The organism is Streptomyces sp. NBC_00005 (assembly GCF_045160215.1).
Lineage (GTDB): Bacteria > Actinomycetota > Actinomycetes > Streptomycetales > Streptomycetaceae > Streptomyces.
Genome location: NZ_CP108316.1, coordinates 5,065,038 through 5,080,817 on the forward strand (window position 1 = coordinate 5,065,038; position 15,780 = coordinate 5,080,817).

General features: G+C 70.4%; 9 protein-coding genes and 1 pseudogene. 1 reads left to right on the forward strand and 9 read right to left on the reverse strand.

Translation table 11 applies throughout. The features are described 5' to 3' along the window. Positions 1-120: 120 nt before the first annotated feature. The 8 genes from topA to bldG form a co-directional block, all read right to left on the reverse strand. On the reverse strand, positions 121-2,940 hold the full coding sequence (gene topA / locus OG303_RS23255) for a type I DNA topoisomerase (RefSeq protein ID WP_405870570.1): 2,820 nt from the start codon (positions 2,938-2,940) through the stop codon (positions 121-123). A 248-nt stretch (positions 2,941-3,188) separates the two neighbouring features. Continuing rightward, entirely contained in the window at positions 3,189-3,386 is a 198-nt protein-coding gene (locus OG303_RS23260; RefSeq protein WP_405870571.1) for a hypothetical protein, read from the reverse strand. Between the two features lie 143 nt (positions 3,387-3,529). Continuing rightward, entirely contained in the window at positions 3,530-6,649 is a 3,120-nt protein-coding gene (locus OG303_RS23265) for a protein kinase domain-containing protein (protein WP_405870572.1), read from the reverse strand. Positions 6,650-6,843: 194 nt separating this feature from the next. After that, a complete protein-coding gene (locus OG303_RS23270; RefSeq protein WP_405870573.1) occupies positions 6,844-8,370 on the reverse strand; it encodes a methyltransferase in 1,527 nt (508 codons plus the stop codon). A gap of 43 nt (positions 8,371-8,413) precedes the next feature. Beyond that, entirely contained in the window at positions 8,414-9,004 is a 591-nt protein-coding gene (locus OG303_RS23275) for a small secreted protein (protein ID WP_405870574.1), read from the reverse strand. Positions 9,005-9,196: 192 nt separating this feature from the next. Continuing rightward, positions 9,197-11,602, reverse strand: a complete 2,406-nt coding sequence (locus OG303_RS23280) for a sodium-translocating pyrophosphatase (protein WP_405870576.1) — start codon at positions 11,600-11,602, stop codon at positions 9,197-9,199. A 299-nt stretch (positions 11,603-11,901) separates the two neighbouring features. Next, entirely contained in the window at positions 11,902-12,333 is a 432-nt protein-coding gene (locus OG303_RS23285; RefSeq protein ID WP_128802586.1) for an ATP-binding protein, read from the reverse strand. A gap of 120 nt (positions 12,334-12,453) precedes the next feature. Then, positions 12,454-12,795, reverse strand: coding sequence for an anti-sigma factor antagonist BldG (gene bldG / locus OG303_RS23290; RefSeq protein ID WP_003975386.1), 342 nt, complete (start codon positions 12,793-12,795; stop codon positions 12,454-12,456). A gap of 161 nt (positions 12,796-12,956) precedes the next feature. On the opposite strand from bldG, the gene OG303_RS23295 reads away from it, so the two are divergent. Further along, positions 12,957-15,461, forward strand: coding sequence for a DEAD/DEAH box helicase (locus OG303_RS23295; RefSeq protein ID WP_405870578.1), 2,505 nt, complete (start codon positions 12,957-12,959; stop codon positions 15,459-15,461). Here the strand turns inward: OG303_RS23295 and OG303_RS23300 are convergent. After that, positions 15,397-15,765, reverse strand: a pseudogene (locus OG303_RS23300) (Rv3654c family TadE-like protein); the annotation flags it as partial. The gene OG303_RS23295 and the pseudogene OG303_RS23300 overlap by 65 nt on opposite strands. Positions 15,766-15,780: the final 15 nt, after the last annotated feature.

Consider the following 15,780-nt stretch of genomic DNA (forward strand, 5'->3'; position numbering starts at 1 on the left):
GCACGCCCCGACACCAAAGCGATACCGGGGCGTTCGTTTCGCGAACGGGAGACGCAAGGAACGTCAAGGACACAACCCCCAAAAGGCCCGGTCCTGAACGCCCCTCACGCCACCGTGGACTTACTCCTCCACGGCCTTCGAAGCCGTCGCCTTCTTCGCGGTGGTCTTCTTGGCAGTCGTCTTCTTCGCAGCCGTCGTGGTCTTCTTCGCCGCGGTCTTCTTGGCGGCCGTCGCCTTCTTCGCCGGAGCCTTCTTGGCGGGCGCCTTCTTGGCCGTCTTCTTGGCGGGCGCCTTCGCCCGCTTCTCGGCGAGCAGTTCGAAGCCGCGCTCCGGGGTGATCTCCTCGACGCTGTCGCCGGAGCGCAGCGTCGCGTTGGTCTCCCCGTCGGTCACGTACGGCCCGAAGCGGCCGTCCTTGACCACGACCGGCTTCTCGCTGACCGGGTCCACACCCAGCTCCTTCAGCGGCGGCTTGGCGGCCGCACGGCCACGCTGCTTGGGCTGGGAGTAGATCTCCAGCGCCTCTTGGAGCGTGATCGTGAAGAGCTGGTCCTCGGTCTGCAGCGAGCGCGAGTCCGTGCCCTTCTTCAGGTACGGCCCGTAGCGCCCGTTCTGCGCGGTGATCTCCTGGCCCTCGGCGTCGGCGCCGACGACGCGCGGCAGCGACATCAGCTTGAGCGCGTCCTCGAGCGTCACCGTGTCCAGCGACATCGACTTGAACAGCGAGGCCGTACGCGGCTTGACCGCGTTCTTGCCGGTCTTCGGGGTGCCCTCGGGGAGCACCTCGGTGACGTACGGGCCGTAGCGGCCGTCCCTGGCGATGATCTGGTGGCCCGACACCGGATCGGCACCGAGTTCGAAGTCGCCGCTCGGCTTGGCGAGCAGCTCCTCGGCGAACTCGACACTCAGCTCGTCCGGGGCCAGGTCCTCGGGCACGTCCGCCCGCTGGTGGTTCTCGGAGTCCTTCTCGCCGCGCTCGATGTACGGGCCGTAGCGCCCGACCCGCAGCACGATGCCGCTGCCCACCGGGAACGACGACACCTCGCGCGCGTCGATCGCGCCCAGGTCGGTCACCAGCTCCTTGAGGCCGCCGAGGTGGTCCCCGTCGCCGTTGCCCGCCTCGGCCGCGTTGCCGTTGTTGGTGCCCTCGCCGAAGTAGAACCGCTTCAGCCACGGCACGGCCTGGGCCTCACCGCGCGCGATGCGGTCGAGGTCGTCCTCCATCTTGGCGGTGAAGTCGTAGTCGACGAGCCGCCCGAAGTGCTTCTCCAGGAGGTTGACCACGGCGAAGGACAGGAAGGACGGCACGAGTGCCGTGCCCTTCTTGAACACGTAACCGCGGTCGAGGATCGTGCCGATGATCGACGCGTACGTCGACGGGCGGCCGATCTCGCGCTCTTCGAGCTCCTTGACCAGGCTGGCCTCGGTGTAGCGGGCCGGGGGCTTGGTGGCGTGCCCGTCGACCGTGATCTCCTCGGCGGACAGCGGGTCGCCCTCGCCCACCTGCGGCAGGCGGCGCTCGCGGTCGTCCAGCTCGGCGTTCGGGTCGTCGGCGCCTTCGACGTACGCCTTCAGGAAGCCGTGGAACGTGATCGTCTTGCCGGAGGCGCTGAACTCGACGTCCCGGCCGTCGGCAGCCGCGCCGCCGATCTTCACCGTGACGGAGTTACCGGTCGCGTCCTTCATCTGGGAGGCCACGGTCCGCTTCCAGATCAGCTCGTAGAGCTTGAACTGGTCGCCGGTCAGGCCGGTCTCCGCGGGCGTGCGGAAACGGTCGCCCGAGGGCCGGATCGCCTCGTGCGCCTCCTGCGCGTTCTTGACCTTGCCTGCGTACGTCCGCGGCTGCGCCGGCAGGTAGTCGCCGCCGTACAGCTGCGTGACCTGGGCGCGGGCCGCGGTGATGGCGGTGTCGCTCAGCGTCGTGGAGTCCGTACGCATGTAGGTGATGTAGCCGTTCTCGTACAGCTTCTGCGCGACCTGCATGGTGGCCTTCGCGCCGAAGCCGAGCTTGCGGCTCGCCTCCTGCTGCAGCGTCGTCGTACGGAACGGGGCGTACGGCGAGCGGCGGTACGGCTTCGACTCGACCGACCGCACCGAGAACCGGGTGTTCTCCAGGGCGGCGGCGAGCGCGCGGGCGTTCGCCTCGTCGAGGTGGAGGGTGTTCGCGCTCTTGATTTGTCCCAGGGAGTCGAAGTCGCGGCCCTGCGCGACCCGCCTGCCGTCGACGGTCTGCAGGCGGGCGACCAGCGACGACGGGTCCGACGCATCCCCCGCGCGGCCGGTCGCGAAGGTGCCCGTCAGGTCCCAGTACTCAGCAGAACGAAACGCGATGCGCTCGCGTTCCCGCTCCACCACGAGCCGGGTGGCAACCGACTGGACACGGCCGGCCGACAGGCGCGGCATGACCTTCTTCCACAGGACCGGCGAGACCTCGTAGCCGTAGAGACGGTCGAGGATGCGGCGGGTCTCCTGGGCGTCGACCATGCGCTTGTTGAGATCGCGCGGGTTGGCGACGGCCGCGCGGATCGCGTCCTTGGTGATCTCGTGAAACACCATGCGCTTGACCGGGACCTTGGGCTTCAGCACCTCCAGGAGGTGCCACGCGATGGCCTCGCCCTCGCGGTCCTCATCGGTGGCGAGGAAGAGCTCGTCGGAGTCGGCGAGCAGATCCTTGAGCTTCTTGACCTGGGCGCGCTTGTCCGCGTTGACCACGTAGATGGGCTGGAAGTCGTTCTCGACGTCCACGCCGAGGCGGCGGACCTCGCCGGTGTACTTCTCGGGCACCTCCGCGGCGCCGTTGGGAAGGTCTCGGATGTGCCCGACGCTCGCCTCGACGATATAGCCGGGGCCGAGGTAGCCCTTGATCGTCTTCGCCTTGGCAGGCGACTCGACGATGACGAGTCGGCGGCCGCCGTGTGCGGTCTCGCTGGTCGGGGACAACTTCGCTCTTCTCTCCGGTCGACGCTGGGGCCTCCCCAGGGGTCTTCGTCCCGGGGTCGGGGTCATGGTGACGCTGCGGAGTGTGACGGTACATCCCGCCCCCGTGTCAAACGGGAAAAGCCCGCAACGGCCACTCGAACGGTAACCCGACTACCGCCATTCCTGCCGCCCGGAGTACCCACCGGCCTTTTCGAGCCGGTCCGGAGGATCACCTCTCAATTATCGGAGCCGCAGCTCCAAGGCGGCTTTCAGACCCGGGTGAAGCACCAGGTTCCGAGCGCCAGAGCGATCACCGAGACGAGGCCCGCGAGGGTCGCCGATGCGACGGGGTTCACACCGTGGGCGACGGGTTCGCCATGCCGCAGCCGCGTCGCGGTCCACACCAGAAGTGCCCCACCGAACAGCGCAAACACCACTCCCGCGAAGATCGCCGGTCCGCTCTCCATGGCTCCCCGTGCCCCTTTTCTCCCGTTCGCGAGTGCCCAGCCCAGGGAGACTGACACGCGCGGACGGCGCACAGGCGAACCCGGGGTGAACGCGGAGCCGACAGGCCTGCGGACTCACCCTGCCCGGCCCGCCGCGGCCCGGCTCACACCGAACCGGGCACGGGTATCTTTCCGGTCGTCTTCTTACCGTCGGAACGGCTCACCGTGCACACCACCTTGCTGAAGCCGCGGTCCCAGTCGTCCTGGTCAGCCACCCAGCCGTACACGACGCGCTCGGATCCCGGCGCCCAGGTCGACTCGAATTTGTTGCCGCACAGCTTGGTCGCGTTGTCGGTGCCCTTCTTGTAGCTCATTTTGTCGGGGGCCTGAACAGCCCCTATGACCTGGTCGGTGTGCGGTTTGGCGCAGTCGGTGAGCGGGGCCTGGTAACCGTCGTCGACTTCCTTGTAGTCCCAGCAGTCCCCGACGCTCATCTGACCGACCCACAAATCCGTGCCCGCGTCCCGAAAACGGCCCACTTCGCCGCCTATCGCGGCATGCCGTCCGAGTACGAGACATGCGGTACCGCTGTCCGCCGCGGTGAAGCCCTCCTTCGTAGGCAGGACGGCGTATCCGTCCGCGTCCGGCAGCGCGTCGACGACCGCCTCGCTCTGGCTCTCGCAGCGCTTCGCGCCCCGGTCGCGGGCGTCGGCGTAGTCGGTGGCCGTGTCGACCGCCACGACCTGGCCGTCCGGCCAGTCGTCGACGCAGTCCACCACGCCCAGGTTCGGCGCCGACCTGAACGGCGTCCCCGACCAGACCGCCTTCACGCAGTCCCCGGTCTGCAGAGGCTCACTGAGCCCGACCACATCGCCGTACGGCAGCACGGGCCCGGTCGGCGACGGCGACCGACTCGCCGCGCTCGCCGAGGGCGACTTCTTGGTCGCCGCGCTGTTCTTCCCGCCCCCGTCGTCCCCGCTGGTCAGCGAGACGACGCCCCATGCCCCACCGGCGACGACGAGTACGGCGCCCACGACCAGCGCGACGATCGCCAGCCGCCTCTTCCCGGGGGAGGCCGCGGGCGGCGGAGGCGTGAGCGACGGACCACCCGTACCGGGCGCGGTCGGAGCACTCCAGTAACCACCCGGGGCGCCGGTCGCGTACGGCGGTTGCGCGGACGGGGGTGCTCCACCGCTCCCCGCATACGGCGGCGGAGAACCGGCCTCCGCGTGCGGGGGAGAGCCGGCGCTCTGCGAGTACGGCGACGAATGACCGGCCTCGCCGTACGGCGTCGAGGCACCCGCCTCAGCCCGCGAGGCCGCACCTGCACCCCCCGCATAGGGCGGCGGGGTACCTGCTTCGCCGTACGCCGGCGTGCCGGCGCCTCCTGCGTACGGCGGTGGCGTGGCACTTCCCGCATACGGCGGCGAGGGCGCGCTCGCCGGGTTTGACGGCGGAGGAGCGTTCCCCGGGGTCGACGGCGGAGTCGCGCCACCGGGGATCGGTGGCGGAGCGCCGCCTCCCGCATACGGCGGTTGCGCGCCACCGCCCGCGTAGGGCGCGCCCGGTGCTTGCGCGTACGGGTTGGCCGGATCGGCGTGGTGCTGCTGGGAGGGTTGCCGCCACACGTCGTACGGCGGCGGACCCGACGCTCCTGCGGGCGTGGCCGGACCGGCAGGGCTCCCCTGCCCGGCACCAGGGGCCCCCGGAGTATCGGGACCGCCGCCCGCCGGAGTGTGCGGCGTGTGAGGAGTCGTTGGCGGGTGGGGAGTCGGTGGCGCACCGGGCGTCTGGGGAGTCCCCGGCGTCGGATCACCGCTCCGGCCTGCGTACGGCTCCGCCGAGCGGCCGGGTGGCGAGCCCACGGCGTACCCCGGCGGCGAGCCCTCGCCGTATCCAGGAGGCACCCCTTGGCCGTACTCGGGCGGTGCACTCCCGCCGCCCCCGCTTGGCGAGCCCTCGACGTACCCAGGAGGCGGACCCTCGACATACCCGGGAGGGACCCTTTGGCCGTACCCGGGCGGTGCACTGGCGCCGTCCCCGGGCGGCGGACCCCCGACGTATCCAGGAGGCGGGCCCCCGACATACCCGGGAGGCGCTCCTGAGCCACACCCAGGCGGCACCCCTTGGCCATACCCAGGCGGTGCACTCCCCCCGTCCCCGGGCGGCCGCTCCTCCCCCACCGGATGCCCGGAAGCCCCGGAACCACCCGGCGCACCGCTGGTTCCTCCCGGCGTGCCACCCGCACCCGCGCCCGCCTCCGGCGCCCCCAAGTCCCCCGGCCGTCCACCGCGGCCATCGGCGGATGCCGCCACCGCACCGAACCCCTCGGGCGGCGGCCCGAACACACCCGAAGGCGAGCCGAAACCCCCCGCTGCCGCGCCCGCGCCCCAGGCGCCCGAAGACGCCCCGAACCCCACGCTCACCACCCGCTCCAGACCGCGTGCGACCGTCTCCGGCGAGGACCGGCGTACGGGGTCCTTGACCAGCAACCCCTGCAGTACCGGCGCCAGTTCGCCGGCGCGGGACGATGGCGTGGGCTCCTCGCCGAGGAGGGCGGTCAGGGTCGCGTAGTCGCCGTGGCGGTCGAAGGGGCCGCGGCCCTCGACGGCGGCGTACAGCGTGGCGCCCAGGGAGAACAGGTCGGCGGCCGGGGTGGGCGGCTCGCCACGCGCGCGTTCGGGGGCGAGGTACCCGGGTGTGCCGAGAATGCCGGCCGTGGCGGTGAGCCGGGGCTCGTGGGACTCGGGCTGGAGGGCGATGCCGTAGTCGGTGAGCAGCACGCGCGCGTAGGGGTCGCCCGAAGCGTCCGACGCCAGAAGGATGTTGGCCGGTTTCACATCCCTGTGGAGGATGCCGATGCGGTGCCCCGCGGTGAGCGCGTCGAGGACGCCGAGCCCAATGCGGGCCGCCTGGGCGGGCGACAGCGGCCCCGAACGCCGTACGACTGCCTGGAGGTCGACCGCGTCCGGCACGTACTCCATGACGATCCAGGGCAGCCCCTCGTGCACCACCACGTCGTGCACCGTCGCCACATGCGGATGCCCGCGCAGGCGGGCCGCGTGCCGGGCCTCGCTACGGGCGCGCGCGATGCGCTGGGCGGGCTCGCCCGCGTCCATCGGCTCGTCCGGAAGCGCGATTTCCTTCATCGCGACGTCGCACGCCAACTCCTCGTCGTGGGCGAGCCATACGCGGCCCATACCGCCCGCGCCGAGCGACCGCAGCAGCCGGTACCGCCCGTTGATGATCCTGCCTTCGCCCTGGTCCGGCGTCTCCCCCGTCATCGTGCCTCCCCCGAGACAGCGCGCCTCCCCCGAGTACGCGTGGAGCCTGTCTCTCGAAGGTAGCTTCGCACCTGCCACTGACAGGAGGCCTTTTCAGGAGCAATCCCGCCAGGTCGAGCACAGGGGCATCAGGGGTGCGGGCCCGCCCCAGCCGTGACGGGCGCGCGCCGGACGAGGGCGCGGCGCCCCCGGCCTCACGCCGGCTCGATGAAGCCCTGCTCCACCAGCAGCCTGATCTGCGCGGGCGTGCGGTCGCGCAGCAACACCGGGTCCTCGCCCACCAGTTGGGCGATGGCGTCCAGGATGCGGCCCGCGCTCAGCGAGCCGTCGCACACGCCCGCGAAGCCCGCGCCGACGGTGTCCACCTTGGTGGCCCGGCGCATGCCGCGGTTCTGGCGCAGCACGACGTGCTCCGGATCCTCGGCACCGGGCAGCCCGACCTGCTCCTGGACGACCTCGGCGACGAGCCTGAAGTGCGCTGCCAGCAGGGCCGCGTCATCGTGCGCCCGGAGGTAGTCGATGCGGTCGAAGTGCGCCCGTACCGTGTCGCCGAGCGGCTGTTCGACCGAATGCGGCCACTCCTCAGCGACGACCGAGGGCACGGCGGCCCCCGTCCTGCGCAGGGTGATCCAGCCGAAGCCGACGGCCTTCACCTTGCGCGCCTCGAACTCGTCCAGCCACGCGTCGTACCGCGCCTGGTACTCGGCCGGGTCCCCGCGGTGGTCGCCGGCGTCCCTGAGCCACAGCTCGGCGTACTGCGTGACGTCCTGCACCTCGCGCTGCACGATCCAGGCGTCGCACCCGCGCGGCACCCACGACCTGAGCCTGTCCTGCCAGTCCTCCCCCTCCACGTGCTGCCAGTTGGCGAGGAACTGCGCGAACCCGCCCTCGTTCAGCCGCTCCCCCGCCTGCTGAACGAGCGTGCGGCACAGATCGTCCCCGCCCATCCCGCCGTCGCGATAGGTCAGCCGCGCGCCCGGGGAGATCACGAACGGCGGGTTCGACACGATCAGGTCGTACGACTCCCCGTCCTTGACCGGCTCGAACAGCGAGCCCTCGCGCAGGTCGGCCGCCGGGGCACCGGACAGCGCCAGCGTGAGCCGGGTGATGTGCAGCGCGCGCGGGTTGACGTCGGTCGCCGTCACGCGCGTGGCGTGCTGTGCGGCGTGCAGCGCCTGGATCCCGGATCCGGTGCCGAGGTCGAGCGCGGCGGCCACGGGCGTACGGACGGTGAGGCCCGCGAGGGTCGTGGACGCGCCGCCGACGCCGAGGACGACGCCCTCCTCGCGGCTGCCGATCCCGCCGGCGCCGCCGACCGCGCACCCCAGGTCGGACACGATGAACCAGTCCTCGCCGCCGGGTCCGCCGTACGGCCGTACGTCCACGGCCGCGGCCACCTCGTCGCCACCGACGCGCACCAGCCACCCGCTCTCCAGGCACGCGTCGACGGGCAGAACGTCCTCCACGCGCGCGTGGAGGACCGGCTGCTGCAGCAGGAAGAGCCGTACGAGCAACTCCAGCGGCGTGTCCCCACGGGTCGCCCTGAGCGCGGGCACGGTCTCGCTGCGGGCCAGCGCCGCGTACGCGGGGGCGTCGAGCAGCTCGAGCAGTCCGTCGGCGGTGAAGGACGCCCCGAGCAGAGCGTCCCGCAGCCGGGTGGCGACGTCGGGGCGGCCCGGAGCGGGGGCAGTGGGCAGGGCGGGCAGGCTGGAGGTACTCACGCCCCCATTGTGGCGGGGCCGGGGGGTCGGCCGCAGCTCCGGCTCAGCTCGCCTTCGACGAAGCCGGCGCGGAAGCGCTCTTGCAGCTGGCCTGCTTGGCCATCGACTTGCCGACGTCGCCCTCCTCGAGGTTCTTCAGGGCGTCGTTGCCGCTCGTGCTCAGCTTGTCCAGCGAGGTCGCGATGTCCTTGAGGCCATCGGCGAACTTCGCCTGGTCCTTGGTGTCGAGCGCGTCGACCTTCTTCTGCAGGGAGGCGTACGACGCGGAGATGTCGTTGAGTTCCTTGACCGCGTCGGTCTGCTTCTTCTCGCCGTTGTCGACGTTGGGCGCCCCGGCCTTCTGGACGGCGGCACCGATCGCCTTGTAGGCGTCGGACATGTCCTGGAAGGCCTGCGCGTCGGTCTTCTGGACCTCGGCCGGCGTGCTGTTGTCCGAGGTCTGCTTCTGGATCGCGGCGTTGGCGGCCTCGATCTTCTTGGCCTGCGGCTGTACCGCGTCACAGACCTGCTTGGCCCAGGCATCCAGCTTGTCGTTGCCGTCGTCACTGCTGCATCCCGACAGCGCCAGTACCAGTACCGCACCGCCGGACAGTGCGGCCGCGAGCTTCTTGTTCACCGGATTGGTCCCTTCCATGGCTCTCGGCCCCGGAACATACACGGCATGCGGACGACAACTGCATTCCCATCGTCTGCTAAGACACCCTTTATGACCATTTGCACCAGGCGAGAGAAGCCTCACGATGAGGGTGTGAACACAAGAGACGGGCGGGCGACGCGTCAACACGCGCCGCCCGCCCGCCTCTTGAGCCGAACCTTGTAAGACCGCCTACGAAACCACCGCAGGATCAGCCGACTTGGCCACCCGCTCGGCACCTCCTTCGTCCCCCATGGCGATCCCGCGCCGCTTGGAGACGTAGACCGCCCCGACGATGACGAGGAGGGTGAGGACCGCGATGGTGATCCGTACGCCGAGGCTCTTGTCGGCGCCGTAGCTGAACTTGATCACCGCGGGCGCGATGAGCAGCGACACCAGGTTCATCACCTTCAGCAGCGGGTTGATCGCGGGACCCGCGGTGTCCTTGAAGGGGTCGCCGACCGTGTCGCCGATCACCGTGGCTGCGTGGGCCTCGCTGCCCTTGCCGCCGTGGTGACCGTCCTCGACGAGCTTCTTGGCGTTGTCCCACGCACCACCGGAGTTGGCGAGGAACACCGCCATCAGCGTGCCCGAGCCGATCGCACCGGCGAGGAACGCGCCGAGGGCGCCGACCCCGAGTGTGAACCCGATGAAGATGGGCGCCAGCACGGCGAGCAGACCGGGCGTGGTGAGTTCCCGCAGCGCGTCCTTGGTGCAGATGTCGACGACGCGCCCGTACTCGGGCTTCTCGGTGTAGTCCATGATCCCGGGGTGCTCGCGGAACTGCCGCCGCACCTCGTACACCACGGAACCCGCCGACCGCGACACCGCGTTGATCGCCAGCCCCGAGAAGAGGAAGACGACCGCCGCGCCCGCGATGAGACCGACGAGATTGTTGGGCTGTGAAATATCCATCATCAGGCTCATCGGAGCGCCCGCTCCGGAGAGCTTCTCGCCGACGTCCTGCGCGCCGGTCGTGATCGCGTCGCGGTACGACCCGAAGAGCGCCGAAGCCGCCAGGACGGCGGTGGCGATGGCGATGCCCTTCGTGATCGCCTTGGTGGTGTTGCCGACCGCGTCCAGGTTGGTGAGCACCTGGGCGCCCGCGCCTGTGACGTCGCCGGACATCTCGGCGATGCCCTGCGCGTTGTCGGAGACCGGCCCGAAGGTGTCCATCGCGACGATCACGCCGACCGTGGTGAGCAGGCCGGTGCCGGCCAGCGCCACCGCGAACAGCGCGAGCATGATCGACGTACCGCCGAGCAGGAACGCCCCGTACACGCCGAGGCCGATCAGCAGGGCGGTGTAGACGGCCGACTCGAGACCGACCGAGATACCGGCAAGGACGACGGTGGCCGGGCCGGTGAGCGAGGACTTGCCGATGTCCATGACGGGGCGGCGATTGGTCTCGGTGAAGTAGCCGGTCAGCTGCTGGATGACTGCGGCCAGCAGGATGCCGATCCCCACCGCGACCACCGCGAGGATCCGCGGGTCGCCGTCCTTGGCCTTGATGGCGGCATCGGTGACGCCGTCGAGTTCCGCATACGTGCCGGGCAGGTAGATGTAGACGGCCGCCGCCACCAGCACGAGCGAGATCACCGCGGAGATGAAGAATCCCCGGTTGATCGCGGACATGCCGCTGCGGTCCGAGCGGCGCGGGGCCACGGCGAAGATGCCGATCATCGCCGTGAGCACGCCGATCGCGGGCACGAGCAGGGGGAAAGCGAGTCCCGCGTCGCCGAAGGCCACCTTGCCGAGGATCAGCGCGGCGACCAAGGTCACGGCGTACGACTCGAAGAGGTCGGCCGCCATGCCCGCACAGTCGCCGACGTTGTCGCCCACGTTGTCGGCGATGGTCGCGGCATTGCGCGGGTCGTCCTCCGGAATGCCCTGCTCGACCTTGCCGACCAGGTCGGCGCCGACGTCGGCGGCCTTGGTGAAGATGCCGCCGCCGACACGCATGAACATGGCGATCAGAGCGGCACCGAGGCCGAAGCCTTCGAGCACTTTCGGCGCGTCGGCCGCGTACACCAGCACCACGCAGGAGGCGCCCAGCAGACCGAGCCCCACTGTGAACATGCCGACGACGCCGCCCGTACGGAAAGCGATCTTCATGGCTTTGTGCGAGACGGCGGTGAGATCCTTTTCCGGCTCACCCTCCGCCGGGGTCGCTTCCCGGGCCGCCGCGGCGACACGGACATTGCTGCGCACCGCGAGCCACATGCCGATATAGCCGGTGGCTGCCGAGAACCCTGCGCCGATCAGAAAGAAGATCGATCGTCCGGCGCGCTGATTCCAGTCGTCCGCGGGGAGCAGCATGAGCAGGAAGAACACGACGACGGCGAATACGCCGAGCGTGCGCAACTGCCGGGCCAGATAGGCGTTCGCACCTTCCTGGACCGCTGCCGCGATCTCCTTCATGCTGTCGGTGCCCTCGCCCGCCGCGAGCACCTGGCGCACCAGGATGCCTGCGACCACGAGCGCGGCCAGCGCGACGACGCCGATGACCATCACGATGATCCGGTTGTCGTCGGTCAGTACCGCGGCTGCGAGGGTTGTGGGGTGGTCAAACTGATGAGGGGTAGAAAGCCCCGCCATTCGTCCTCCTTGACGCCTGTGCTGAGCTCAAGATGTGGACGGATTCTAGGTACCCGGACCTGATCAAAACAGAGCACGGTAAACGGAATTAGCCTTCACATGCTCTTCAGCAAATGATCGACGTCACGCCACGGAACCCGAAAGAGGTAATGCCTCAAAGGCATTGACGCCTGCATTGGCGCTTGATCAAATAATCGGGTGATTGATCGTGAATTCATTCACGAATTCGCGGGAACGTCCGGAAAAACACCTGGGGCCCTGCTCAGCAGGGCCCCAGGTGTTCGTACGAGCGTGAGAGGTCAGGGAAGCACCGCTGTCTGCGGCGTGGTCGGCCAGGTCATACGGATCTGCCCGCCGTGCTCGCCGGCGGTGACCTCGACGTCGTCGACGAGCCCACTGATGACCGCGAGGCCCATCTCGTCCTCCTCGGTCTCCATGTCCTCGGCCGCCGAGCCCGGCGCCCTGTCTCCGGGGGCCGTGCGCGGCGCCTCGTCACCGACCTCGATGGAGAACTGCTTCTCCTCCTCGACCAGCTGCACCTTCACCGGCGCCGTGATCCCGGCGCTCTGGTGCAGTCCGACGGCACGCGTACACGCCTCGCCGACGGCAAGTCTGACCTCGTCGAGGACGGCCTCGTCCACTCCGGCCCTGCGCGCCACCGCTGCCGCCACCAGTCGGGCGGTCCTGACGTGCTCGGGCAGCGCGCTGAAGCGGAGTTCAACGGTGGCCATGCATCCCCCTCGGAACTACGGGCGTGCTGTCGGGGGGACCGGGCCGCCGAAGCCCGGACCCCCGCGCTGGACGTCTTCCGTCCCGGGAGCGGTCATGTCCCGCTCCCATGGGAGCGGTGATCAGTCGGTGGCCGCCACCGCTTCCTCGACCGAGGTGTGGATCGGGAACACCTTGGTGAGGCCGGTGATGCGGAAGATCTTCAGAATGCGCTCCTGGTTGCAGACCAGGCGCAGCGAGCCCTCATGGGCACGCACCCGCTTCAGGCCGCCGACCAGCACGCCGAGCCCGGTGGAGTCGAGGAAGTCCACGCCCTCCATGTCTACGACGAGGTGGAAACTCCCGTCGTTCACCAGCTCGACCAGCTGCTCGCGCAGCTTGGGCGCGGTATATACGTCGATTTCGCCACCGACCTCGACGACCGTACGATCGCCGACGGTACGGGTCGACAGGGACAGGTCCACGGATCCTCCAGCACCTTGCTACTCGAGCGGTCGCCCCTCGGGACACCTCGGCAGAGCCCCCGGAACGGTTCGCCAGCCGCGATGGCATTCAATCACTTACGGCAGGCGTGCACGACGCCTTGGTCCCATTGTCCGTCACGCCAGTGACACACTCGGTGCCGATGGCCAAGAATCACCGATTCGATCGATCCCCGACGGACCCCGTTTCCCGGCTCGCACCGGGCACGGTCCTGGGCCGGCTCGCCTCCGGGCCGAGCCGGGCTTCGCGCATCACTCATACGGAGCACTTGCCCCCGCGGGAGGGTCGGCATGCCGTCTGGCCTGACCGGATTCGGTCGGAGGTCATCGCCGCGGTGCAGGCGGCCGGTATCGATCATCCCTGGGCCCACCAGGCACTCGCCGCCGAGCACGCCCTCGACGGCGACTCGGTGGTCGTCGCCACGGGCACGGCGTCGGGCAAGTCCCTGGCCTATCTGGTCCCGGTGTTCTCGACGCTCATGGACGGCTCGGAGGCCCCGAACGGCCGCGGCGCCACCGCCCTCTATCTGGCCCCGACGAAAGCACTTGCGGCCGATCAGTGCCGATCCGTGAAGGAACTTTCACAACCTCTGGGAAATGCCGTCCGTCCTGCGGTCTACGACGGTGACACCCCCTTCGAGGAACGCGAATGGGTCCGCCAGTACGCCAACTACGTCCTGACCAACCCGGACATGCTGCACCGCGGCATACTCCCGTCCCACCCCCGCTGGTCCTCCTTCCTGAAGTCGCTGAAGTACGTCGTCATCGACGAGTGCCACACCTACCGGGGCGTCTTCGGCTCCCACGTCGCCCAGGTACTCCGCCGTCTGCGCCGCCTGTGCGCGCGCTACGGCGCCTCGCCCGTCTTCCTGCTGGCCTCCGCGACGGCTGCGGAGCCTTCAGTGGCCGCCCGCCGCCTGACCGGCCTCCCGGTGGTCGAGGTGGCCGACGACGCCTCACCGCGCGGTGAACTGGTGTTCGCCCTCTGGGAGCCCCCGCTCACGGAGATGCAGGGCGAGAAGGGCGCCCCCGTCCGCCGTACCGCCACCGCCGAGACGGCCGACCTCCTGACCGACCTCACGCTGCAGGGAGTCCGGTCGGTCGCCTTCGTACGCTCCCGGCGTGGCGCCGAACTGATCTCGGTGATCGCCCAGGAACGCCTTGCCGAGATCGACCGCTCCCTCGTCCGGCGTGTCGCGGCGTACCGCGGCGGCTACCTCCCCGAGGAACGCCGCGCCCTCGAACAGGCCCTGCACTCCGGCGAGCTGCTGGGCCTCGCCGCGACCACCGCCCTCGAACTCGGCATCGACGTCTCGGGGTTGGACGCCGTGGTGATCGCCGGATATCCGGGCACGCGCGCGTCGCTGTGGCAGCAGGCGGGCCGCGCCGGACGCTCCGGGCAGGGGGCGCTGGCCGTCCTGGTCGCCCGCGACGACCCTCTGGACACCTTCCTCGTCCACCATCCCGAGGCCCTGTTCGACCAGCCCGTGGAGTCCACGGTCCTCGACCCCGACAACCCGTACGTCCTGGCCCCGCACCTGTGCGCGGCCGCCGCGGAACTGCCCCTCACCGACGAGGACTTCGAGCTCTTCGGCCCCGCCTGCGAGGAACTGCTGCCGCAGTTGGAGGCCGCGAAGCTGCTGCGCCGCCGTACGAAGGCCTGGCACTGGACACGCCGGGAACGGGCCGCCGACCTGACCGACATCCGCGGGGAGGGCGGGCAGCCGGTCCAGATCGTCGAGTCCGGCACGGGCCGCCTGCTCGGCACCGTCGACGCGGGCGCCGCACACACGACCGTCCACGAGGGCGCGGTCCATCTCCACCAGGGCCGCACGTACGTCGTGCGCTCCCTGGACCTGGAGGACTCGGTGGCCCTGGTCGAGCAGGCGAACCCCTCGTATTCGACGGTCGCCCGCGACACGACGGCCATCTCCGTCCTGGAGACCGACACTGAGATCCCCTGGGGCGACGGTCGCCTGTGCTACGGCTCCGTCGAGGTCACCAACCAGGTCGTCTCCTTCCTCCGCAGACGTCTGATCACCGGTGAAGTGCTCGGCGAGACGAAACTCGACCTCCCTCCTCGTACGCTGCGCACGCGCGCGGTGTGGTGGACGGTCACCGAGGACCAGCTGGACGAGGCCCGGATCAACCCGGAGATCCTCGGCGGCGCCCTGCACGCCGCCGAGCACGCCTCGATCGGCATGCTGCCCCTCTTCGCGACCTGCGACCGCTGGGACATCGGCGGGGTGTCGGTCCCACTGCACCCCGACACCCTCCTCCCGACGGTCTTCGTCTACGACGGCCACCCGGGCGGCGCGGGATTCGCCGAGCGCGCCTTCCACACCGCCCGCGCCTGGCTCACCGCCACCCGGCAGGCCATCTCCTCCTGCGAGTGCGATGCCGGTTGCCCGTCCTGCATCCAGTCCCCCAAGTGCGGCAACGGCAACGATCCGCTGCACAAGAGGGGGGCGGTGCGGTTGCTCACGGTCTTGTTGCGGGAGGCGCCGGAGGAGAAGGCAGGGGAAGAGCCGGGTGCCGAGGCGCCGGAGGCAAAGACCGGGGAGGAGCCTGCGGTTGGGGCACCGGCGGCAGAGCCTGTGGCGGGGGCGCCGACGGCTCCGGCCCCGCAGGTCCCGCCCGCGCCCTGACCTCCGCCGCGAACGGTCCCCGTCCCGACGCCGCCGTCACGTCCGAGATCTCGCCGACGACCGCGCACCGCACCAGCCGCGTGCCCTGGGCCCGGGCCACCCGGTCGGCCCGAGCGCAGGCCGCCGTGCCGCCGTCCGCCCAGTGATCGGCCGCCGCGAGCGCCGCGAGGTCCGCACCGCCGGCCGCACGGTGCCGGACCACGACGGCCTGCCCCAGGGCGAGCACGACGCCGAACACCACACACAGCACGGCGATCGCACCGACGTCCCAGACGGTGGCGGAACCACGGTCCCCGCCCCTCACAGCAACCCACCGCCG